Origin of the sequence: Streptomyces sp. NPDC091209 (assembly GCF_044757755.1) — a bacterium.
Taxonomy (GTDB): domain Bacteria; phylum Actinomycetota; class Actinomycetes; order Streptomycetales; family Streptomycetaceae; genus Streptomyces.
Genome location: NZ_JBIVVR010000011.1, coordinates 326,261 through 348,593 on the forward strand (window position 1 = coordinate 326,261; position 22,333 = coordinate 348,593).

The following is a 22,333-nucleotide window of genomic DNA, read 5'->3' on the forward strand; positions in this document are numbered from 1 at the left end:
TTTCCCCAGGACAGAGCAAGAAGACGACGGCCGACCGGCCGCACGGCGTGGTTCCGTCGGGGTTGTCGCGGCCGTGCCGGCCCGTGCGGGGGTGGCGGTCAGGCGTGCGAGCGTGGGAGGGGCGAAGTGGGGGAATCCCAAAGGCAGTTGTCCCCCACGAGCTGTCCCCCCACGGACAGCGGCGTTTGTTCCCCTCGGACACCGGGCGTCGCCCCGTGTGGCCCGTCCCCCACGCACGGAGGCTCCACCCATGCTGCGAGGCATCGACGTCAGCGCCTACCAGTCGTCCGCGTACGGCACGGCCGGTCTCTCCTTCGTCTTCGTCAAGGCGACGGAAGGACGCTCGTACGTCAATCCGAAACTCACCGCGCAGGTGAAGACCGCCCGCGACGCCGACTGCGTCGTGGGCTTCTACCACTTCCTGTGGCCCGGCAACATCAGCGCCCAGGCCGCGTACTTCGTGAGCAAGGCCCCCGAGAAGGCCGGTGATCTGCTCGCCGTCGACTGGGAGACCACCGGCGACGGCACCCACGCGAGCAACGCGGAGAAGGACCGCTTCATCCGCAGGGTGAAGCAACTGCGCCCGGACAACCGTGTGGTGCTCTACACCAACCGCGACTTCTGGCTGAACATCGACACCACCTCGTACAGCGGAGACGGACTCTGGATCGCCGACTACGTGACCGCCGGCAAACCCCGCATCCAGGCGACGTGGCGCTTCCACCAGTACACCGCCGATCCGGTGGACAGGGACGTCGCCGACTTCGAGAGCGAGGCCGCCCTGCGCGCCTGGGCCGGCACTGCCTAGGGGCCGGCACCGCGCCCGGGACGAGGACCTGTCCGGTCCCTGGAGTCCGGCAGTCGGCCGGCGCGCCGGCCGCCGTCGGCCGGTCCCCGGCGCCCGGCGCGGACGCCCGGTGCCGGTGGTCCGTCGGCACCCGCGTCGCCCTGACCGCCGGGCCGTCTCCTGAGCTCAAACGAGCGGCGGCCGGTCCGCGAACGGGACCGGAGTACGGTGGCCGTACCGAGCGCACCTCGCACGCCGCCATCCATCGCGGCGTCGCCCTCGGGGAACGGCAAGGCCGGAGCACATCGCGTCCGGCCGGAGATGAGCCGCCCCACATGAGTCCGATGAGCCTCGGAGTACTCGCCTCCTCCCGCAAGGAGAACGAGTTCCGTCTGCCCCTGCACCCCAGCCACCTCGGCCGGATCGCCCCTGACGTACGCGAGAGGATCTTCCTCGAACGCGGCTACGGCGAGCGGTTCGGCGTGACCGACGACGCGCTGCGTCCCCTCGTGGCGGGCCTGCGCTCCCGCGAGGAACTCGTCGCCGCGTGCGACATCATGCTGCTGCCCAAGCCGACGCACGACGACATCGCGGAGCTGCGCGACGGCCAGGTGCTGTGGGGATGGCCGCACTGCGTGCAGGACGAGAAGATGACCCAGATCGCCATCGACCGGCGGCTGACACTGGTCGCCTGGGAGGCCATGAACCACTGGACCTCCACGGGCGCCTTCAGCGTCCATGTGTTCCACAAGAACAACGAGCTCGCGGGCTACTGCTCGGTACTGCACGCCCTGCAGCTCGGCGGGCTGACCGGCAGCTACGGGCGCCGCCTGCGCGCGGTGGTCATCAGCTTCGGCGCCACGGCGCGCGGAGCGGTCACGGGCCTGGGCGCCATGGGGGTTTCCGACGTCACGGTGCTCACCCAGCGCGCCGCCGCGGCGGTGGCCTCGCCGATGCCCTCGGTCGTGATGGGCCACTTCGAGGAGCAGGACGGCGACCCGTCCCGCCTGCAGGCCTCCACTCCGGCGGGGCCCGTGCCGCTGGCGGAGTACCTGGCCGGGTTCGACATCGTCGTCAACTGCATCCTGCAGGACACCGACGCGCCGCTGATGTTCGTCACCGACGAGGAACTCGCCCGGTTCCGGGCGGGGACCTTCTTCATCGACGTCGCCTGCGACGAGGGCATGGGATTCTCCTGGGCCCACCCGACCACCTTCGGCGATCCCATGCCCACCGTGGGAGCGGGCTGCCACTACTACGCGGTGGATCACAGCCCGTCCCACCTGTGGAACTCCGCCACCTGGGAGATCAGTGAGGCGCTCCTGCCCTACCTGCGCACGGTCATGAGCGGCCCCACGGCCTGGGACGCCGACGTCACGGTCCGAAAAGCCATCGAGATCCGCGACGGCGTCGTCCAGAACCCGAAGATCCTCTCCTTCCAGCACCGCTCGGCCGCCTACCCCCACACCCCGAACATCCCGGCGCCCGCGCTGAGCCCGGCGCTCTAGCGAGCGTGTGGGGCGGACTAGCCGCGGAAGTCCGCCGAGCGTTCCGGGGAGGCCTCCGCCAGCGCCTTCGTCACCGCGTCGAGGCCTTCCTGGAGACCGTAGACGGGGCTGCCGGGCTGCTGGCGCCAGGAGTCGTCCAGCCCTCCGGCGTCGACGGTGTCGAAGCCGATCTCGTCGATGAGGTCGCGCACGCGCCGCTTCGCCGCCGCGTCGTCACCGGCCACCGGGAGGGCCATGCGGTCGGCGGCGCCGGCCGGGCGGGCGCGGTCCAGGAGGTCCTGCGCGTAGGTGCCGTTGAAGGCCTTGATGACCGTGTGGCCGATCTGCTGGGCGGTCCAGCGGCTCTCGGTGAGGCCGTCGTCCTCGATCCCGGCGATCCTGCCGTCGCGCTGCTGGGGGTAGTAGTTGCCGGTGTCGATGACGGCGACGTCCTCGGCGGCTCCGTCCAGGATGCCGTCCGGCAGGTTGGGTACGGCCTTGAGCGGGATCGTGACGATCACGACGTCCGCGCCCTGTGCCGCCTGTTCGACCGTGACGGGGGTCGCCCCGGTCTCGTCGGCGAGCGCGCCGAGCGTCTGGGGACCGCGGGAGTTGGCGACCGAGACGTCGTGACCGACGGCCGTGAGCCGCCGGGTGAGGTTGCCGCCGATGTTGCCCGCGCCGATGATGCCGATCTTCATGAGACAGACCCTTCCGGGGTTGACGCTCCTGATGCGCATCACCAACTCCCGGGGCGCACGCGCTATTCCGGGACGTACGGCATCCGGGTGACCGGTACCCGGAACGCCGGGCTCCGCAGACCCCGGGCTCCGCACCGACGGGCCGCCGGACCTGCCCTCCCTGCCCGCTCTCCCCTGCTCTCCCCGCTCTGCCCGCTCTGCCCGCTCTGCCAATGGGTTCCGGCACGCCGAAGGGGCGCCCTCCGGAAGACCGGCGGGCGCCCCTTCGGCGGGCGTCACTTGCTCAGGTGGATCCAGAACTCGTCGAACGAGAGGACCTTGTCGCCGTTGAGGTCGCGGCTGGCGATGACGGCCTCCGCCACCGACTCGGTGACGTTCCAGTCGCCGCCCTGGGCGAGAGCGGTCTTGAACTCGGCCGCGGTGATGAACCCGTCACCGTCCGTATCGATCCGCTCGAACTGCTTGCGTGCTTCCTCGATGTCGGCCACCGATCCGCCCCTTCGTCGTGCATCACTGCATGCGTTACTGCCTTGTGTACGGAGGTCAGATTAACGGTCCGCGCGAGGGCGCAGTACGGCGACCACCCAGGCGAACTCCTCGCGGTGCTCCGACAGCGGGCCGAGGCCGCGGAGCGGTGCCGTCCGCTCCCTGGAGCGAGCCGTCCCGGCAGGCGCCGCGGATGCCGTGCGCGCGAGGACCGCAAACCGGCCGGTGTCGCCTGGCGGTCCGCCGGGCACCTGGTCCTCCTCCGGTGACCCGGGGCCGGCCCCCCGCGTCGGCGCCTCGCCCGCCGGCCGCTCCGGGCGGCTCATGGACCACGGGAACGTGCCCGTGTTCGGCGGCCGACAGCCGCGCCTGTCTGGTCATCCGTGTCAGCTCCTGCGCGGTCGAACCGCGTCGTGCCACGGTCGACAGCACCGCCCGGGCCACCTTCAGCGACCTGATCTGCGCGTCCAGCTCGGCCACGTGGGCGGCGGCCACCTCCGCCACCGTCGCCTCGCCCGCCAGCACCCTGCGCACGTCCCCTAGGCCGAGACCGAGTTCGCGCAGGGTCCGGATCAGCTCCAGGCGGGCCACGGACCCGGCGTCGTACAGGCGGTAGCCGCCCGCGGACCGGGTCACCGGGGGCAGCACGCCCTCGTCCGACCAGAAGCGGACGGTCCGGACGGTCAGGCCGGTCCTGCGGGTCAGTTCGCCGATGGTGAAAAGGCCGGTGCCGTCGTCGATCATGTCTGCGAGTGTGGGCCTTCCAGTAGGTGGAGACTCAAGGGCCGGGGACCATCATGCCCAGTACGCTCGGCGGCATTCTGGACGCCGCCGCCCATGGCGTCTTCCCGCCGCCCGACGGCGCCACCACGGTCGTACGCCAGGACTCCCCCCGCGACGCCGGCGTCCTCGCCTTCACCGCGCACTCCGTCGTCTTCACCGACGAGGACGAGGGGTGGGTCCGCGCGGCGCTGGGGGCCGTCGACTGCGACGCGCTCGCCGCGGCCATGAATCCCCGGTTCCTCGCCGCGTTCATGGAGCGGACGGGGCGGTCGAACGACACGATCGACCTGCTCTCCGTCGCCGCCCCGCTCCCCGGCCCCGCGGCCCTCGCGCTCACGGAGATCGACGACCTCGGTCACCCGCGGGTCGCCGGGTCCCGAAGACGGCGCGACGATGTGCGGGCGTGGGCCGCGGACGGCGGGGTCCTCGTCCTCGGGCGCGGGGTCGGCGGGCGCCTGGAGGCCGCGGTCGAGGTGGACGAGGGCGTACGGCACCGGGGGTTGGGCCGGGCGCTCGCGTCGGCGGCGCGGCACCTGGCGGGCGAGCCGGTCTGGGCGCAGGTGGCGGCGGGCAACGCCCGCAGCCTGCGGGCGTTCCAGGCGGCCGGTTACCGCCCCGCCGGAGCGGAGGCCCTGCTCAGCCTTCGCTGAACCGGCGCGCACCGAACCGGCGCGTACTGAACCGGCGGGCACGAACCGGCCGGACTGAACCGGCCCTGTCGAACCGGGCCGTACCGAACCGACGCGCACCGAACGGACACGCACCGAACCGACGCGGCGGTCTTCGCGCCGACGGCCGCCAGGAACCGGCCGACGGCAACGGCCCGCCGCCACAGGCGGGTTGTGATCGCGCGGAGCACGATCACGGCGCCGCGGCGACGGGTCGTGGAACGTCGCGGTACGACGGCAGGTGAGCCGTTGCCGGTCGACGGGCGCCGTCCTAGCGGAAGATGCCGGTGTGGCCGAGCGAGTACCGGCCCGGCTGGGGGTAGACGGCGAGGCCGTGCGGACCACTGCCGACGTGGATGCGGGCGAGCTGGACACCGGTGCGGGTGTCGATGGCGTACACCTCCGAGTTGTAGCGGCCGGAGAGCCACAGGACCTTGCCGTCCGCCGAGACGCCGCCCATGTCGGGGCTGCCGCCGCCGGGCAGACGCCATTTCTTGGTGAGTTTGTTCTGGGTGAAGTCGAAGATGGAGATGGTGCCTTCACCGCGGTTGGAGATGTACATCTCGCGCGAGTCCCGGCTGACGTAGAGGCCGTGCGCGCCCTTGCCCGTGTGCAGCAGGGTCGGCCGGGTGAACTTGTCGCCGTCCAGGACCCACACGCCGTCGGCCATCATGTCGGCGATGTAGAACTTCTTGCCGTCCGGGGAGATCTTCACGTCCTGCGGCATCGCCCCGTGGAACGGCAGCTTCTCCTGGCCGATCACCTTCATCCGCTCGGTGTCGACCTTCAGGATTTCGCCGCTGAACTCGCAGGACACGATGAAGTAGCGGCCGTCCGGGGAGAAGTCGGCGTGGTTGACGCCGTAGCAGCTGACCGGCTCCGTCCTGACGGTCTTCATGGTGTGCGCGTCGCGGAAGACCAGCTCGCGGTCGAGGGAGGCCATGACGATCGCGTACTTGCCGTTGGGCGTGAAGTAGAGGTTGTACGGGTCGTGCACGTCGACCGGCTTGCCCGCCTCGCCGGTCTTCGGGTCGATGGGGGTGAGGGTGTTGCCCCGGTCGTTGTTGACCCACAGGGTCTTCATGTCCCAGGAGGGGACGACGTGCTGGGGCTGGACGCCCACCGGGATCGTCTCGATGACCTTGTACGTCTTCGGGTCGATGACCGAGACCGTGTTGGAGTTGGTGTTCGGCACGTAGACGCGGGACGGGAAGTCCTTGACCACCGGGGAGAGCCGGTTCGGGCGGTCGGCGGCGTAGACGTCCGCTGGGTCCAGCAAGGGGGGCATGCCGGGCAGGCCCTGGACCGTCCGCTGCTTCGGCTGGGCGGGCTGGACGGCGGCCGCCTTGGTGCCGAGGGCTTCGTCGGCGTGGGACCGGGAGGGGCCGCTGCAGCCCGTGAGGGAGACGAGCGCGGTGAGGGCGGCGCCGGCGATCAGGACGCGGCACGGGAAGGAGGGTGGCGTCAGCATCAGCTCAGCAGCTCCGTGGTGGTGACCGCGCGCAGGCCGCGGCGGTCGAGTTCGTGCAGGAGGGCGGGAAGGGCGGCGACCGTGTCGGCGTATCCGAAGTGCAGGCTCACGACGGAGCCGGGGCGGACTTCGGCCAGGACCTTGCGGGTGACCGCGGTGGCTCCCGGCGAGGTGTAGTCGAGGGAGTCGACCTCGTAGGAGAGCGTGTGCGGGTAGCCCGCGTCGCGGGCGAGGCGTTGGACCAGGGGCGAGGCCCGGGGGCTGCGGGACGGCCTGAACCAGGTGCCGATCGAACCGGTGAGCCGCTTGAGGCGGTCCGCGCAGCCCCGGATCTCCGCGGCGGCCTCGGTCGCCGGCATCGCGTTGATGTCGAGGTGGCGGAGGGTGTGGTTGCCGAGGTCGTGTCCGCCGTCGAGGATGCGGCGGGCGACGTCCGGATGCTCGTCCAGCCAGGTGCCGACGGCGAGGACGGTGACCCTGGCGCCGGCCTTCTCGGCCTCGCCGAGAAGCGAGTTGGCGACGGCGGGGTCGCCCTGGCCGTGGAAGGTGAGGGCCACCTTGGACGGGTGGGTGCGGGGACCGTGGGTGATTTCGGAGGGCTGGGCGGGGTAGCGGCGGGGGGCGGGGGCGAGTACGGGAACTGCGCGGGTCGCGGTGGCGGGGGGTGCGCTGGGCGCGGCCGGAGGCGTCGTGAGGTTGCGGGGGTGGGCGGGGCGCGGGGTGGAACAGCCTGTGGTCGCTCCGGCGGCGAGGGTTCCTGCGGTGAGCGCGATTCCGGTGAGCAGGGCCGCGCGCCGGGGCGGGGCGGGGGCTGCGTGGTCTTCGGCGGGCGTGGTCACCGGACCATTTAAGGGTGAATCGGCCGAAAAACCGGCGATTGGTCCGACCGGGTGGTGGTGCGGGTCGCTTTGCCGCACCCGGATACAGGGCCGCGCGGGGGTGGCGGGACCCATAAGCGGAGGGGGAACCCCTACTTTTGGATCAGTCGGCCGTGTCTGCGATAGTCGGCGATGCGACCTCCACCCATTGACCCGGGCCACGGTTGTCGCCGGTGGCGCGGTTCACACCCCAATTCGTTCCGCGACACCCCGCAGGCCCCGGCTGTCACACGGCCGGGGCTTTCGCGTTCGGGCCGGAACCGGTGGGTCAGCGGTCGGCGACGCGCATCTCGAACCAGGTGGTCTTGCCGCGGGGCAGGAGATCGACGCCCCAGCGGTCGGAGAGCTTGTCGACGAGGAAGAGTCCCCGGCCGCTCAGATCCATTTCCTGGACCGGCATGAGACAGGGAAGACCGCGGGAGGGGTCACGGACCTCGATACGGATCCAGCCGCGACGGCGGCGCATACGGAGTCCGAAAACGCGGGCGCCGGTGTGCCGCACGGCGTTGCCCACGAGTTCGGAGACGAGTAAGACCGCGTCCTCGGTCATCTTCGGGGACAGGCCCCAGTGCCGCAGCACCACGACCTGGGTGAGCCGCCGCGCGGTGGCCGCGGACTCCGGGCGGGACGGCAGCGGCACCTCTCCCTCGGTGGGATTGCCGAACAACTCCAGTGCCTTGAGCGCCCGTTCGTCCTCGACCGCAGGCGTCCAGCGCGCCGCGGTCGCACTTCCGTGCCGCCGCGGCTGTTCGATACCCTCCAGCCCCGCCATGCCCCCATCATGGCCGCCGAGAGCCCGCTTCGGGGCCGTTCCGGAGGAATACGCCCCCCGGAACGCGACATTCCACACCATCCGATCGGCATATGCCAAAGGCAGTTCGGATAGCGCGGGGACCCGTCCGACCTGCCACGACAGGCCCGTCGAGGGCAATCGCCGACTTCTCGCGACAAGGTGCGCTTAAGGTTCCCTTAAGTCTGGGATAAACCGCTCCAACGGGGGACGCCGGGTAGGACATCGCGTCAACCGCAAGTGGATCAGCGGGAATCACGAGGGTGACACCGGCCGCGCCGGCGGCCGTCGGCCGGCCGGCCCGGGGAGGCCCGGAGGCCGTGTCCCGGGCCGGCGCGGCGGACGGGTCAGAGGAACTTCGCCTTGCCGGGGCCCTCTTCCACGAAGCTCCGCATGCCCCGCTCGCGGTCCTCCGTCGCGAACAGCCCGGCGAACCAGTTCCGCTCGATGGTCAGTCCGGTCTCGATGTCCGTCTCCAGGCCCGCGTCGATCGACTCCTTCGCCGCGCGCAGCGCGATGGCCGGGCCCTGCGCGAGCCGGGCGGCCCAGGCGTGCGCGGCGGTGTAGACCTCGGCGGCGGGGACGACCCGGTCGACCAGGCCGAGCGCGAGGGCCTCGTCGGCCTTGACCATGCGGCCGGTGAAGATGAGGTCCTTGGCCTTGGAGGGGCCGATCAGCCGGGACAGCCGCTGGGTGCCGCCGGCGCCGGGGATCAGACCCAGCAGGATCTCCGGCTGGCCCAGCTTGGCGTTGTCCCCGGCGATGCGGTAGTCGGCGCAGAGGGCCAGTTCGCAGCCGCCGCCGAGCGCGTATCCGGTGACGGCGGCGACGACGGGCTTGGGGATGCGGGCGACGGCGGTGAAGGAGTCCTGCAGGGCCCGGGACCGTACGACCATCGCGGCGTGGTCCATCGCCTGCATCTCCTTGATGTCCGCGCCCGCCGCGAACACCTTCTCCCCGCCGTACAGCACCACCGCGCGGACGTCCGGCCGGTTCGTGGCCTCCTCGGCCAGTTCCTTGAGGCGGTCCTGCGTCGCGACGTCCAGGGCGTTCATGGGAGGGCGGTCCAGGCGGATGGTGCCCACGCCTTCGGCCACTTCGAGATGCACAGTCATGGAATCAGGTTAGTGGCCGTTAACGACAACGGGCCGGGTGTGCTGAGTCACAGCACACCCGGCCCGGTGAGGAGCCGTCACCCCGCCCGGTCCGGAGCGGTTGCCCGGTCCGGTCCGGAGCGGTTGCCCGGTCCGGTCCGGAGCGGTTGCCCGGTCCGGTCCGGAGCGGTTACTTGATCCAGTCCGCCCAGGACATGTTCCAGCCGTTGAGGCCGTTGTCCGGGGCGACCGTCTTGTCGTGGGAGTTCTTCACGATCACCACGTCGCCGATGATCGAGTTGTCGAAGAACCAGGCCGACGGCACCTTGCTGTCGTAGCCGCCGCGCACATCGCGCAGACCGACGCAGCCGTGGCTGGCGTTGTAGTTGCCGAAGGCGCCGCCACCCCAGTAGTTGCCGTGGATGAAGGTTCCCGAGTTGGTCAGGCGCTGGGCGTGCGGCACGTCCTTGATGTCGTACTCGCCGCCGTAGCCGACCGTCTCGCCGTTCATACGGGTCACCTTGAGGCGCTCGCTGATGACCATCTGGCCGTTCCAGGTCTCGTAGCCCGGCTTGCCCGTGGTGATCGCGAGTGTCCTGAGGACCTTGCCGTCGCGCTTGACGACCATCTTGTGGGTCTTGGCGTCGACGGTGCTGACCTGGCTGCGGCCGATCGTGAACTTCACGGTCTTCGCCTGCTTGCCGTAGACCCCGGGGCGGCCCTCGACACCGTCGAGGTTGAAGCTGACGGTGACCTTCGTACCGGCCTGCCAGTAGTGCTCGGGACGGAAGTCGAGACGGTCGTTGCCGAACCAGTGGCCCTCGACGTCGACCGCCGGCTCGGTCTTGAAGGTGATGGCCTTCTTGACGTCGTCGGGGTGCGTGATGCCCCGGGTGAAGTGGATCGAGAAGGGCATCCCGACACCCACCTTGGAACCGTCCTCGGGCGTGTAGATGCCGACGAACGTGTTCTTCGGGGTCAGCGTGGTGAACGCGGCCTCCTCGGCCGCCTCACGGCCGCTCGAGTCCTTGGCCACCGCGTGGACCTTGTACTTGGTGGCCGCGGAGAGGTGGGTCGAGGGCGTCCAGGTGGCGCCCCCGTCCGTGATGCTGCCCGCGACCGCCCTGCCCTTGGTGTCCTCGACCTCGACCTCGGTCAACTTGCCCTTGGCCGCGGTCACCTTGAGGGCACCGCTGGTCTTCACGTCGGCGGCGCCGTCCTTCGGGGCGATGGTCACCACGGCCTGCGAGGCCTTGGTGTCCGCCTTGGCGCCGGCGCCCTTGCCCTTGCCGTCGCCGGAGCCGGACCCCTGGTCCGAACTCCCTCCCCCGCCGCAGGCGGCCACGGCGAGCAGCAGAACTCCCAGCAGCAGCGCCAGGATTCCGTTGCTCCCGCGGGTCCGCGCGCCAACCGACGCCCCCGATATCGGTCGCCCGTTCAAAATGGTTTCTCCCCTCGCACGGCCTGATCAGGCCCGCACTCCAGCGCGTCCCACGCGCGTATCGCGCTAATTAATCACACGACCTGGAGTGATGGCTCCCCGGGAAGGTCACCGTTCAGTCCCAACTTCGGCCGTACGGGGCGCGGCTGGAGCCCGTAGTGCGCATACCCGTATATCGGGTTACTTCACCGCCCCACCCCTTTTCCACTGCTTCCAGCCCATGTTCCAGCCGCCGAGCCCGTTGTCGGGGGCGACCAGCTTGTCCTTGCTGTGGACGACCTCGATGACGTCCCCGATGAGGCTGCGGTCGAAGAACCAGCCCGCCGGGGTGTCCGAGCTGCCGCCCTTCACGTCCCGCAGACCCACGCAGCCGTGGCTCACATTGGCGTTCCCGAAGGCGTCCGGCGCCCAGTAGTTGCCGTGCAGGAAGGTTCCGGAGTCGGTCAGGCGCATCGCGTGCGGAACGTCGGGGATGTTGTACTCGCCGCCGAAACCGACGGTCCGGCTGTTCATCCGGGTCACTTCGAGCATCTCCGTGACGACCATCTTGCCGTTGTACGTCGTCGTCTTCGGCGCCCCCGCCGTGATGGGAACCGTGGCGATGAGGTTGCCGTCGCGGCGTACCTGCATGGTGTGCGCGCCTGCGTCGACGAGGGACGTCTGGCTGCGGCCGACGGTGAACGAGAAGGCCCTGGACTGGAGTCCGTACACGCCCGGCGCCCCTTCGACGTCACGCAGCCGCAGCGCCACGGTGACCTTCGTGCCCGGCTTCCAGTACTGCTCGGGACGGAAGTCGACGCGGTCGTCGCCGAACCAGTGCGCGCGGATCTCCACCGCCGGCCGCGCCCGCACCTGGATGGCGCGCTCGACGGCGGCCCGGTTCACGATCTCCCGGTTGAACGACAGCGAGACGATCATTCCGGTGCCGACGACCGACCGGTCCTCCGGAGTGACGTATCCGATGAACCGCTCGTCGGGGACGGCCGTCGTGAACGTGGTGTGCCGCGCCGAGCGGTGCCCGCTCCCGTCCAGGGCCACGGCGTCGACGGTGTACTTGGCGGCCAGCGCGAGCCGCGTCCCGTCCGGTCTCCAGGACAGGCCGTCGTCGCTGATGCGCCCCGGCACCGGGGACTCCTCGGCGTCCTGGGACCTGACGACCTTCACGGACTCCAGGCGCCCGCTGGGCACCCGTACCAGCAGCGCCTCCTGCGGGCGTACGCCCTTGGTGTTGTCGTCGGGGGAGACGTGGATGACGTCCTCGGGCGACCGTGGTCTGCCGAACGCCTCCCCGATCCCCTTCGGGATCCCGCCGGAGGTGCAGCTGGAGGCTCCGGCCAGCAGGCCGGCCCAGGTCAGTACGGCGGCCAGCGCGGCCCCTGCGCGCCGCGCGCGCGTCTGTACGTGCTTCACAAGGGACCCAACGACGCCGCCCCTCCGGGGAAACGTGAGTGCGAGCCACGCTCTGGGCAGAACAGTGGGGAGGACGACGCGACAAGGAGCTGCGGCCGGGACGCCGCGCACCCTTTTTCGTGCCGTTCCACGAGCCGTGGGAGGCTGACCGGTGTCGAGCGCACCCGAGCAGGAGGCGGTCCAGGAGGGACGTGCCGCGGGCGGCGGGCTGCCCGCGCAGACCGCCGCGGACCCGGCGGGACCGTCCGCCGCCGCACCGCCGGCCACGGACCCCGCGGTGGAGCCCGCCGCTCCCCCGGTGAACGGCGCGCGGCGGCGCCCCGCTGCGCCCCCCGTCTCCGTGTGGCCGGGTGCCCCGACTCCCCTCGGAGCACGCTTCCGGGTCGGGCCGGACGGCACCACGGGCACCAACTTCGCGCTGTGGGCGGGCGGCGCGGAGGCCGTCGACCTGTGCCTCTTCGACGAACAGGGCGCCGAGACCCGCGTCCCGCTCACCGAACTCACCCACGAGATCTGGCACGGCTTCGTGCCCGGCGTGCGGCCCGGCCGCCGCTACGGCTTCCGGGTGCACGGCCGCTGGGACCCGTGGACCGGCGCCCGCTGGAACCCGGCGAAGCTGCTCCTCGACCCGTACGCCCGTGCCGTGGACGGCGACTTCGGCTTGCCGCCGGAGGTGTACGGGCACGTCCGGGACTGGCCCCAGCAGCAGGTCGCCGACACCGTGCGCGACGACCGCGACTCGGCGCCCTTCGTCCCCAAGGGCGTCGTCGTCCAGGACGACGACGACTGGTCGGACGACCACCGCCCGAAGACCCCGTGGGCCGACTCGGTGATCTACGAACTGCACGTGCGCGGATTCACCCGTCTGCACCCGGGGATCCCCGAGGACCTGCGCGGCACGTACGCGGGCCTCGCGCACCCGGCCGCGATCGAGCACCTGGTGAACCTCGGGGTGACGGCGGTGGAGCTGCTGCCGGTCCACCAGTTCGCCCACGAGGACCACCTGCTGCGCCGGGGCATGAAGAACTACTGGGGCTACAACTCGATCGGCTACTTCGCCCCGCACGCGGGCTACGCCGCCTCCGGCACGACCGGCCAGCAGGTCGGCGAGTTCAAACGGATGGTGCGCGCGCTGCACGCGGCCGGGATCGAGGTCATCCTCGACGTGGTCTACAACCACACCGCCGAGGCGGGCGAACTCGGCCCGACGCTGTCGCTGCGCGGCATCGACAACCGCGGGTACTACTGGCTCCAGTCGGACGCCCGCCGCTACGCGGACTACACGGGCTGCGGCAACACCCTGCACGTCGTACAGCCGCAGGTGCTGCGGCTGATCACGGACTCACTGCGGTACTGGGTGACCGAGATGGGCGTCGACGGCTTCCGCTTCGACCTGGCGGCCGCCCTGGCCCGGTCCATGCACGACGTCGACATGCTGTCGCCGTTCCTCGCCGTCATCGCGCAGGACCCCGTGCTGCGCCGGGTCAAGCTGATCGCCGAGCCGTGGGACGTGGGTTCCGGCGGCTACCAGGTGGGCGCCTTCCCGCCCCTGTGGACCGAGTGGAACGACCGCTACCGCAACGCCGTCCGGGACTTCTGGCGCGGCGCGCTGCCCGACGTGCGGGACCTGGGCTACCGGCTGTCCGGGTCGAGCGACCTGTACGCCTGGGGCGGCCGGCGTCCGTACGCCTCCGTCAACTTCGTGACCGCGCACGACGGTTTCACCCTGCGGGACCTCGTGTCCTACGAGCGCAAGCACAACGAGGCGAACGGCGAGGGCAACCGGGACGGTTCCGACGACAACCGGGCCTGGAACGGCGGGGCCGAGGGCGAGAGCGAGGACGAGGACGTACAGGCCCTGCGGCGGCGGCAGTTGAGGAACCTGCTGACGACGCTGCTGCTGTCGACCGGCGTGCCGATGCTGGTCGCCGGGGACGAGTTCGGGCGGACCCAGCGGGGCAACAACAACGCCTACTGCCAGGACAACGAGATCAGCTGGGTCGACTGGTCGCAGCTGAACGACCCCGGCTGGCGGGCCCTGTTCGAGCTGACGTCCCGTCTGATCGCGCTGCGGCACGAGCATCCCGTGCTGCGCCGCCGGGCGTTCTTCTCCGGGCGGGCCCATTCCGTCGACGGACTGCGGGACCTGGCCTGGTTCACCGAACGGGGCACCGAGATGACGGAACGGGACTGGTACGCGCCCGCCGCGACCCTCGGCATGTATCTGTCCGGCCGGGACATCCCGGGCCGGGACGACCGCGGTACCCCGGTCGTCGACGACAGCTTCCTCGCCGTGCTGCACGCCGGGGACCGGCCGGCCTCCTTCGACCTGCCGGGGGCGCCCTGGGCCGAGCGGTACGAGGTGGTCGTGGACACCTCGCGGGAGGAGCAGGCCGAGGTGCCCCGGGTCGAGCACCGGGCGGGCACCGCGATCACGGTGCCGGCGCGGTCCGTACTGCTGTTGAAGGTCCACTGAGGGCCCGCCGGCAGAGACCGGGGCGCGACCCGGTCAGCCGAGGATCCCCCGCTCGTACGCCGTCGCCACCGCCGCCGCACGGTCCTTGACGCCCAACTTGGCGTACAGGTGAGTGAGATGGGTCTTCACCGTCGCCTCGCTGATGAACAGTTCGCGGGCGATCCCGCGGTTCGAGGTGCCCTTGGCGACCATCGCCAGCACCTCCCGCTCACGGGCGGAGAGCGGCTCGTTGCCCGGGGCGCGGACGGCGCTGACCAGGCGGGAGGCGACGGCCGGGGAGAGGACGGTGCGGCCCTGGGCGGCGGCGCGCACGGCGGTGAACAGCTCGTCGCGGGGCGCGTCCTTCAGCAGATAGCCGGTCGCGCCCGCCTCGATCGCGGGCAGGGTGTCGGAGTCGGTGTCATAGGTGGTGAGGACGAGGACCCTGGCGCGGGCGCGTCGTCGGGTCAGTTCGGCGATGGCGTCCACTCCCCCGCCGCCCGGCATGCGCAGGTCCATCAGGATCACGTCCGGGTCGAGGGCGGCGGCCCGCTCGACCGCCTCGACCCCGTTCACCGCCTCGCCGACGACGGTGAAGTCGGGCGCGGACTCGAACATGCCGCGCAGACCGTCGCGTACGACGGGATGGTCGTCGACGATCAGCAGCGAGATACGGGGGTCTGTTTCATGACGCATGGCGTACCAACGGTACGCGAGCCGAGAGTGCCGTGCCGTGGCCCGGTTCGGACTCCACGGCGAGGGAGCCGGCCATGCGTTCGGCACGCGCCCGCATGCCGTCGAGACCGAATCCGCCGGCGCCGGTGCGGGCGGGCACGGCGAGCGGATCGAAGCCCCGGCCGTCGTCACGCACGTCGAGGGTGACCTCGTCGCCCATGAAGCTCAGCGTCACTCCGACACGGGCGGCGCGGGCGTGCCGGGAGGCGTTGGAGAGGGCCTCCTGGGCGATGCGCAGGAGGGTGGCCGAGACCTCGTCGTGGAGCTGCTCGCTGGTACCCGTCACGGTGAACTCAGCGCGTATGCCAGTGCGTTCACCCCATTCGGCGACCGTCTTCTTCAGCGCCTCCGGCAGACCGTCGTCGGCCAGCGCCACGGGGGCCAGGTTGTGCACCGACCGGCGGGCCTCGCCGAGGCTGTGGCGGGCGAGCGCCGAGGCCCGTTCGAGGTAGGTGCGGGCGACGGCCAGGTCGGGGGCGTTCGCGACGACCTGGAGCTGGGCGATGATGCCGGTCAGGCCCTGGGCGATGGTGTCGTGGATCTCGGCGGCCAGCCGGCGCCGCTCGTCGGCGACCCCCGCCTCCCGCGCCTGGACGACGAGTTGGGTGTGCAGGGCGACGTTCTCGTCGAGGGCCTGTTGCAGGGCCGCGTTGGTGCGTTCCAGTTCCCCGATGGTCGCGGCCCGTTCGCGGGAGCGCCGTTCCTCCTGCTCGGTGAGGTGCGCCACCACCGTCTGCAGGCCGGAGTTGGCGGCCAGGAGCCCGCCGAACGCGAGCCACTGGGTCACGCTCTCGGGCGGCAGCCCGCCGCTCTGCGCGCCGGCCACGGTGATCGCGCTGGCGAACAGCCCGAGCCGCCGCCACATGCCCGGGATCAGTTCGTCGGCGTCCATGTAGCCGGTGGCCGCGTAGAACGCGAAGAACCCGCTGCTCCAGGTGAGCGTGAAGGCGATCGCCCAGCGGACGACGTAGTACGCCGTCCCGGCCCGGGACGGGGTCCGGCCGTGGGCGGGGCGGCGGGAGCGGGTGCCGTTCCACCACACCTGGAGCAGGACCGCGGCGACGACCAGGCCCGCGTCCAGCTCCCACTCGGCGGGGCCGTCCATCTGGCCGGTGCTGACGGCCGCGAGGACGACGCTGATGCCGAGCAGTCCGTACGGCCCCCAGGCGTGCACCTGCTCCCAGCGTCGCTCGATCCGTCTGTCCGTCGCGGTCATGTCCCCAGTCTGCACAGGCCCTCCCGGACAGTTCCTATTCCCAGCGGAACCAGCGGGAGGCGCCCGCCGTGAGCAGCACGGTCCAGGCGACCAGCACCCCCAGGTGCGACCAGCCCGGCCAGTTCCCCGCCGCCGCCTGGTTCAGCGCCTGCGCGGCGGCGCCGAACGGTGTGCAGCCGACGATCCGGGCGAGCGTGTCCGGCATGGCCTGCACCGGAATCCACACGCCCGCGCAGAACATCATCGGGAAGAACACGACCGACCCGATCGCACCCGCGATCTTCGTCGTCCGGGACAGCGCGGAGACCACCGCGCCCAGGGCGAGCGCGGCCAGGACCGCCAGGAGCAGGGCCAGGAGATAGCCGTACGGCTGCTCGGGCAGTCGTACGCCGAAGGCGAGACGGCCGACGACGAGGGCGCACAGGGCGGAGAGCAGGGCCGCCGCGCCGTAGACCAGCATCTGCGCGAACAGCAGGGCGGACGGCCGTACCGGCGTGGTGGACATCCGGCGCAGGATGCCGCGTTCGCGGTAGCCGGTGAGGGTCTGCGGCATCGACTGCAGCCCGCCGACGATCATGCCGAGCAGCACGGCGATCGGGACGTACGCGTCGATCGTGCGCAGGCCGCCCAGCTCGGCGTGGTGGTGGCGGAAGGACGGGACGGAGCCCAGGATCACCAGGAGCAGGGTGGGGAACAGCAGGATCCAGAAGACGGCGCCCGGTTCGCGACGGAAGAGGCGCAACTCGGTGCGCAGGACGGCGGTGTTGACGCGCGGAACAGCGGTGTTGTCGCGCAGGACTGCGGTGTTCATACGGCGACCTCCGTCAGGTCCAGGAACGCGTCGTCCAACGTGGCTTCGGTGACGCGGAGTTGGTGGGCGGTGATGCGGTGCCGGGCGAGCAGCGTGATGACGGCGTTGACGGTCTCGTCGGTGCCGGACAGCGTGAGCCGGCCGTCCTTGCGCTCCACCGAGGCGAGCGCGGGGAGTCCGGCCAGGTCACCCTCGTCCAGCGGCGCCGACGGCGTGAAGCTGATGACGGTCGAGCCCGTCGAGCGGCGGATCAGACCGGCCGGGGTGTCCAGGGCGGCGACGCGCCCCCTGTCGATGACCGCGATCCGGTCGCACAGCCGCTGCGCCTCCTCCATGAAGTGGGTGACCAGGAGGACCGTGACGCCCTGGGCGCGGATGTCCTCGATGAGCTCCCAGGTGTCGCGGCGGGCCCGTGGGTCGAGCCCGGTGGTCAGCTCGTCGAGCACGACCACGCGCGGGTTGCCGATGAGCGCGAGCGCGATGAACAGGCGCTGCCTCTGGCCGCCGGAGAGCTTGCCGAAGCCGGTGCCGAGCCGGTCGGTCAGGCCGAGGCGTTCGGCCAGTGGGCGCCAGTCGGCCGGGTCCGGGTAGAGGGCGGCGTACAGCTCCAGTGCCTCGCGCACGGTGAGTTTCGCCTGGAGTTCGCTCTGCTGGAGCTGGGCGCCGAGGACGCGGCTGGTGGCCCGGCGGTCGGTGAAGGGGTCGAGCCCGGCGACCCGGACGCGGCCGGCGTCCGGGACCCGCAGCCCCTCGACGCATTCGACGGTGGTGGTCTTGCCCGCGCCGTTCGGGCCGAGGATCCCGAAGATCTCGCCCTCCTCGACGGTGAAGGAGACACCGTCGACGACGGCCCGGCCGCCGTAGGACTTGCGCAGTCCGCTCACTTCGATGACTGACATGGTCCGAGAGTCCCAGCGGGGCCCGGGCCGGCACATCGGCCATCGCGCTCGAACCGGCATCAGCCGATCGGTTGACGCGGCGGTACGACTCCTCGAACGCCCGCCCCGGCAGTGACCGCGAGCGAGGCTCCCGTGCCCTTCGAACGATTCAGGTGCGCCGAAAACTCGGTGGGCACTGTCAGTGGTGAAACGTAGGCTCGCACGTGATGTCCACACCAGATGCAGCCGCCCTCGACCACCCCGACCGTTCGACCGTCCGCAGCCTGCTGCGCCTGTGGCCGTATGTGCGCCCGGTGCGGGCGCGGCTGTTCTGCGCCGCGTTCGTCGCGGTGGTCGCGTCCTGTCTCGCGCTCGTGTTCCCGCTGATCCTGAAGTGGATGGTGGACGGTCCGGTCACCGGGCACGATCCGGCGGGTGTCTGGCTCGGGGCGCTGTATCTGCTGCTGCTCGGCATCGCCGAGGCCGTTCTGTTCGGGCTGCGCCGATGGCTGGTGGCCCGCCCGCTGGCCGGGGTCGAGGCGGCGATGCGGGCCGATCTGTACCGGCATCTGCAGCGGCTGCCGGTCGCCTTCCACGACCGCTGGGCCTCGGGTCAGCTGCTGTCCCGGGCGACCACCGATCTGATGCTCGTCCGCATGTTCCTGGCGTTCCCGCTGACCTTCCTGCTGGTGAACGCCGTGACGATCTCCGCGGGCATCGCCATCATGCTGGCCCAGGAATGGACCCTCGGGCTGGTGCTGCTCGCCCCGGCCGTCCCGGTCATGATCGTCTGCTGGCTCTTCGAGCGGCGCTACGCGGAGGTGGCGCGGCGGGCGCAGGACCAGGTCGGCGACCTCACGACGGTGGTCGAGGAGAGCGTGCTCGGCATCCGGATCATCAAGGGGTTCGGACGCCATCGCAGCCAGGCGCGCGCGTTCCGCGAGCTGTCCCGGACGCTGCGCGGCACGGAGCTGGTCAAGGCCCGGCTGCTCGCCGCCATCTGGGGCGTCATCGTCACGCTGCCCGAGTTCGCCATCGGTGCGGCGCTCGTGCTCGGCACGGTCCAGGTCGCCGACCACCGGCTCTCCGCCGGCACGCTGGTCGCCTTCCTGTCGACCGCGCTCGCCCTGCGCTGGCCGGTCGATTCCATCGGCTTCCTCCTCGCGATGAGCCAGGAGGCGGGGACGGCCACGGAACGGTACTTCGAGGTCATGCACGCGACACCGGAGCCGGAGCTGACGTCCACGCCGGCGGCCGTGCCCGGGCCCGCGTCGGCCGAGGCCAGGGAAGCCGACGCCACGGCCGCCCAGGACGACGGCGGAAGCACCGGGCAGGACGACGACGGGACCGCCGGGCAGGGTTCCCGTGCGGCCGAGGCCGACGCCGGACTGCGGTTCCACGGTGTCGAGTTCCGGTATCCCGACGCGCCCGCGGACACACCGCCCGTGCTGGTCCACATCGACCTGCACATCCGCCCCGGCGAGAGCATGGCGCTCGTCGGCGCCACCGGCACCGGCAAGACCACCCTCACCGCGCTCGTCCCCCGCCTCCACGAGGTGACCTCCGGCCGGATCACCCTGGACGGCCGGGACATCACCGAGATGCCCCGCGCGGAACTGCGCGAACTCGTCGCCGTCGCCTTCGAGGAACCCACCCTCTTCTCGGCCACCGTTGGGGAGAACGTCCTGATGGGCGCCGCGGAGGGCGCGGGCCGCGCGGAGCTGGACCGGGCCCTCGCCGTCGCCCAGGCCGACTTCGCGCACGCGCTGCCCCAGGGCACGGCGACGCAGGTCGGCGAGCAGGGCCTCAGCCTCTCCGGCGGGCAGCGGCAGCGGCTCGCGCTGGCCCGCGCGGTGGTCGGCAGGCCCCGCTTCCTGGTGCTCGACGACCCGCTGTCGGCGCTGGACGTGCACACGGAGGCGGCGGTCGAGGCCGCCCTGCGCCGGGTGCTGGCCGAGACGACCGCGCTGATCGTGGCCCACCGCCCGTCCACGGTCCTGCTGGCCGACCGGGTGGCCCTGCTCTCCGGCGGCCGGGTCACTGCGGTCGGCACCCACCACGAACTGCTGCGCACGCATGCCGAATACGCCCACCTGATGTCGGGTGCAGAGGAGGACGGCCGATGACGGCGGCGCCCAGGACCACCGCGCCGGACAAGGAACCCAACGAGGAACCGGGCAGCGGACCGGGCAAGGAACCGGACCGGCGACCGGACAGGGGACCCGACGAGGGACCGGGCAAGGGACCGGACGGGGAATCTGCCGACGGACCGGGCGAGGACGGAGACGACGGACCGGGCGGCGGACGGAATGCCGGACGGGACGGAGGGCGGGATCGCGGGCGGGATGGCGGGCGGATCGGCGGGCGGGGGCGCGGGCGGCGGAAGGAACGGGCGGGCACGGAACCCGAGCCGTACCAGGACCCGTTCGACCGCGACACCCTTCCCACTCCCCCGGGCGCGACCGCGACGCTGCTGCGCTCGCTGCTCGCCCCGCTCAGGGCCCAGGTGGCCGTGACCACCGTCCTGCTGCTGCTCCAGCAGGCCGCGGTGCAGGCGGGCCCGCTGCTGGTGGCGTACGCCATCGACCGTGCCGTGCCGGCGTTCCGCCAGGACGACCACGGGCCGCTGATCGCCGTCGGTGCCGCCTACCTGCTGTGCTCGGCGGCCTCCGGCGCGCTCCAGTACGCCTTCATCATCGCCTCGGCCCGGGTCAACCAGGACGTGCTGCTCGATCTGCGCGGCCGGATCTTCCGGCATGCCCAGGCGCTCAGCGTCGACTTCCACGAGCGCTACACCTCGGGCCGGCTGATCTCCCGCTCCACGACGGATGTCGAGTCGCTGCGCGAACTGCTCAGCGAGGGCCTCCAGGAGCTCGTCACGGTCATCCTGTCCTTCGTCTACATCTCGGCGATGCTGCTGTGGCTGGACGCCGGCCTGGGCGCGGTCGCGGTGGTCTCCTTCGTGCCGCTGTATCTGCTGATCCGCCGCTACCAGCGCCGGGCGGGCCGGATCTTCGCCGTCCGCTCGACGACGATCGCCGCGGTGATCGTGAAGTTCGCGGAGACGATGAACGGCATCCGGCCGGTGCGCACGTTCCGCCGGGAGGCCGCCAACGAGGCCGAGTTCGGGGTGCTCAACCGGCGGCACGAGAAGACGAACGGCGACGCCCTGCTGGAGATGGCCCGCTATGTCGTCGGCTCCCGGCTCGTCGCCAACACGGCGGTCGCGGGCATCGTGCTGTGGGGCGCCTACCGGGTGGCCTCGGGTTCGCTGGCGCTCGGCGTACTCGCCGCGGCGGTGCTCTATCTGCGCCGGCTGTACGACCCGATCGACCGCCTCGGGATGTTCCTGAACTCCTATCAGTCCGCGGCGGCCTCGCTGGAGAAGATCGCCGGCCTGCTGGCCCAGACGCCGTCCGTGCCGGAACCGTCCGTACCACGGCAGTTGCCGTCACTCGCCTCCGAACACCCCGGCCGCGAGGTCGTGTTCGACGAGGTCCGCTTCGCGTACCGCACCGGTGGGGAGGTCCTGCCGACCTTCTCGCTCACGCTGCCGGCCGGCCAGACGGTGGCCGTGGTCGGCTCGACCGGCGCGGGCAAGTCGACGCTCGCCAAGCTCCTGGCCCGGTTCTACGACCCCTCCGACGGTCGGGTCCTGCTCGACGGCGTCGATCTGCGCGAGCTGTCCGTGCCCGAACTGCGGCGCGGGGTGGTGATGGTGACCCAGGAGGCGTTCCTGTTCTCGGGCACGGTCGCCGAGAACATCGCGATCGGCCGCCCCGAGGCGTCCCGCGAGGAGATCGAGCGGGCCGCGAAGGCGATCGGCGCGCACGACTTCATCAGCGCCCTGCCCGACGGCTACGACACGGACGTACGCAAGCGCGGCGGCCGTATCTCGGCGGGTCAGCGTCAACTCGTCGCCTTCGCGCGGGCGTTGCTCGCCGACCCGGCCGTCCTGATCCTGGACGAGGCGACCAGTTCCCTGGACATCCCGGGCGAACGGGCGGTACAGCGCGCCATGTCGACCGTTCTGCGGGGCCGTACGGCGGTGGTCATCGCGCACCGGCTGTCGACGGTGGCCATCGCCGACCGGGTGCTGGTGATGGAGCACGGGCGGGTCGTCGAGGACGGCACACCCGACGAACTCGTCGCGGGCACCGGCCGGTTCGCGGATCTGCACCGGGCGTGGCGCGACAGCCTCGTGTAGCGGTGGACGGGCGCGGTGGACAGACGGACAGACCG

General features: G+C 71.6%; 18 protein-coding genes and 1 pseudogene. 6 read left to right on the forward strand and 13 right to left on the reverse strand.

Annotation, left to right across the window (positions count from 1 at the left end; translation table 11 throughout):
• The first annotated feature begins 250 nt into the window (after positions 1-250).
• Both ACIQRL_RS30305 and ACIQRL_RS30310 read left to right on the forward strand, forming a co-directional pair.
• Entirely contained in the window at positions 251-808 is a 558-nt protein-coding gene (locus tag ACIQRL_RS30305) for a glycoside hydrolase family 25 protein (RefSeq protein ID WP_401337452.1), read from the forward strand.
• 314 nt (positions 809-1,122) lie between these two features.
• Positions 1,123-2,295, forward strand: a complete 1,173-nt coding sequence (locus ACIQRL_RS30310) for a N(5)-(carboxyethyl)ornithine synthase (protein WP_401337454.1) — start codon at positions 1,123-1,125, stop codon at positions 2,293-2,295.
• 17 nt (positions 2,296-2,312) lie between these two features.
• On the opposite strand, the gene ACIQRL_RS30315 is transcribed toward ACIQRL_RS30310, so the two are convergent.
• The 3 genes and pseudogenes from ACIQRL_RS30315 to ACIQRL_RS30325 form a co-directional block, all read right to left on the reverse strand.
• Positions 2,313-2,975, reverse strand: a complete 663-nt coding sequence (locus ACIQRL_RS30315; RefSeq protein ID WP_401337456.1) for an NADPH-dependent F420 reductase — start codon at positions 2,973-2,975, stop codon at positions 2,313-2,315.
• 275 nt (positions 2,976-3,250) lie between these two features.
• Entirely contained in the window at positions 3,251-3,463 is a 213-nt protein-coding gene (locus tag ACIQRL_RS30320) for an EF-hand domain-containing protein (protein ID WP_401337458.1), read from the reverse strand.
• Between the two features lie 60 nt (positions 3,464-3,523).
• A pseudogene (locus ACIQRL_RS30325) lies at positions 3,524-4,205 on the reverse strand (MerR family transcriptional regulator).
• 53 nt (positions 4,206-4,258) lie between these two features.
• On the opposite strand from ACIQRL_RS30325, the gene ACIQRL_RS30330 reads away from it, so the two are divergent.
• Positions 4,259-4,894, forward strand: a complete 636-nt coding sequence (locus ACIQRL_RS30330; RefSeq protein ID WP_401337460.1) for a GNAT family N-acetyltransferase — start codon at positions 4,259-4,261, stop codon at positions 4,892-4,894.
• A 289-nt stretch (positions 4,895-5,183) separates the two neighbouring features.
• Here ACIQRL_RS30330 and ACIQRL_RS30335 read toward each other — a convergent pair whose 3' ends face one another.
• The 6 genes from ACIQRL_RS30335 to ACIQRL_RS30360 form a co-directional block, all read right to left on the reverse strand.
• Positions 5,184-6,383: a YncE family protein gene (locus ACIQRL_RS30335; RefSeq protein ID WP_401337461.1), complete on the reverse strand. Its 1,200-nt coding sequence runs from the start codon at positions 6,381-6,383 to the stop codon at positions 5,184-5,186.
• The gene (locus ACIQRL_RS30340; RefSeq protein ID WP_401337463.1) at positions 6,383-7,222 is read right to left on the reverse strand and encodes a polysaccharide deacetylase family protein; all 840 of its coding nucleotides are present in this window, start codon (positions 7,220-7,222) and stop codon (positions 6,383-6,385) included. The genes ACIQRL_RS30335 and ACIQRL_RS30340 overlap by 1 nt, the downstream gene beginning before the upstream one ends.
• A 307-nt stretch (positions 7,223-7,529) precedes the next feature.
• Entirely contained in the window at positions 7,530-8,138 is a 609-nt protein-coding gene (locus ACIQRL_RS30345; protein WP_401337526.1) for an ATP-binding protein, read from the reverse strand.
• Between the two features lie 260 nt (positions 8,139-8,398).
• The gene (locus ACIQRL_RS30350) at positions 8,399-9,166 is read right to left on the reverse strand and encodes an enoyl-CoA hydratase/isomerase family protein (protein ID WP_401337465.1); all 768 of its coding nucleotides are present in this window, start codon (positions 9,164-9,166) and stop codon (positions 8,399-8,401) included.
• Positions 9,167-9,335: 169 nt separating this feature from the next.
• Positions 9,336-10,586 carry an Ig-like domain-containing protein gene (locus tag ACIQRL_RS30355; RefSeq protein WP_401337467.1) on the reverse strand — a complete coding sequence of 417 codons (1,251 nt, stop codon included), beginning with the start codon at positions 10,584-10,586 and terminating at the stop codon, positions 9,336-9,338.
• Positions 10,587-10,766: 180 nt separating this feature from the next.
• The gene (locus ACIQRL_RS30360) at positions 10,767-11,996 is read right to left on the reverse strand and encodes an Ig-like domain-containing protein (RefSeq protein ID WP_401337469.1); all 1,230 of its coding nucleotides are present in this window, start codon (positions 11,994-11,996) and stop codon (positions 10,767-10,769) included.
• A 151-nt stretch (positions 11,997-12,147) separates the two neighbouring features.
• Here ACIQRL_RS30360 and glgX point away from each other — a divergent pair, with 151 nt between their 5' ends.
• Positions 12,148-14,472 carry a glycogen debranching protein GlgX gene (gene glgX / locus ACIQRL_RS30365; protein ID WP_401337471.1) on the forward strand — a complete coding sequence of 775 codons (2,325 nt, stop codon included), beginning with the start codon at positions 12,148-12,150 and terminating at the stop codon, positions 14,470-14,472.
• Between the two features lie 33 nt (positions 14,473-14,505).
• Here glgX and ACIQRL_RS30370 read toward each other — a convergent pair whose 3' ends face one another.
• The 4 genes from ACIQRL_RS30370 to ACIQRL_RS30385 are packed head-to-tail and all read right to left on the reverse strand — an operon-like array spanning position 14,506 to position 18,112.
• Entirely contained in the window at positions 14,506-15,147 is a 642-nt protein-coding gene (locus ACIQRL_RS30370; protein WP_401337473.1) for a response regulator, read from the reverse strand.
• The gene (locus ACIQRL_RS30375) at positions 15,137-16,402 is read right to left on the reverse strand and encodes a sensor histidine kinase (protein ID WP_401337474.1); all 1,266 of its coding nucleotides are present in this window, start codon (positions 16,400-16,402) and stop codon (positions 15,137-15,139) included. Before ACIQRL_RS30375 ends, ACIQRL_RS30370 begins: the two co-directional genes overlap by 11 nt.
• A gap of 34 nt (positions 16,403-16,436) precedes the next feature.
• A complete protein-coding gene (locus ACIQRL_RS30380) occupies positions 16,437-17,213 on the reverse strand; it encodes an ABC transporter permease (protein WP_401337476.1) in 777 nt (258 codons plus the stop codon).
• On the reverse strand, positions 17,210-18,112 hold the full coding sequence (locus tag ACIQRL_RS30385; protein ID WP_401337478.1) for an ATP-binding cassette domain-containing protein: 903 nt from the start codon (positions 18,110-18,112) through the stop codon (positions 17,210-17,212). Before ACIQRL_RS30385 ends, ACIQRL_RS30380 begins: the two co-directional genes overlap by 4 nt.
• Positions 18,113-18,318: 206 nt before the next feature.
• Between ACIQRL_RS30385 and ACIQRL_RS30390 the strand changes: the two genes are divergently transcribed.
• Together ACIQRL_RS30390 and ACIQRL_RS30395 are read left to right on the forward strand one after the other, a co-directional pair.
• Entirely contained in the window at positions 18,319-20,217 is a 1,899-nt protein-coding gene (locus ACIQRL_RS30390; RefSeq protein ID WP_401337480.1) for an ABC transporter ATP-binding protein, read from the forward strand.
• Entirely contained in the window at positions 20,214-22,298 is a 2,085-nt protein-coding gene (locus ACIQRL_RS30395; protein WP_401337482.1) for an ATP-binding cassette domain-containing protein, read from the forward strand. The genes ACIQRL_RS30390 and ACIQRL_RS30395 overlap by 4 nt, the downstream gene beginning before the upstream one ends.
• Positions 22,299-22,333 lie beyond the last annotated feature (35 nt).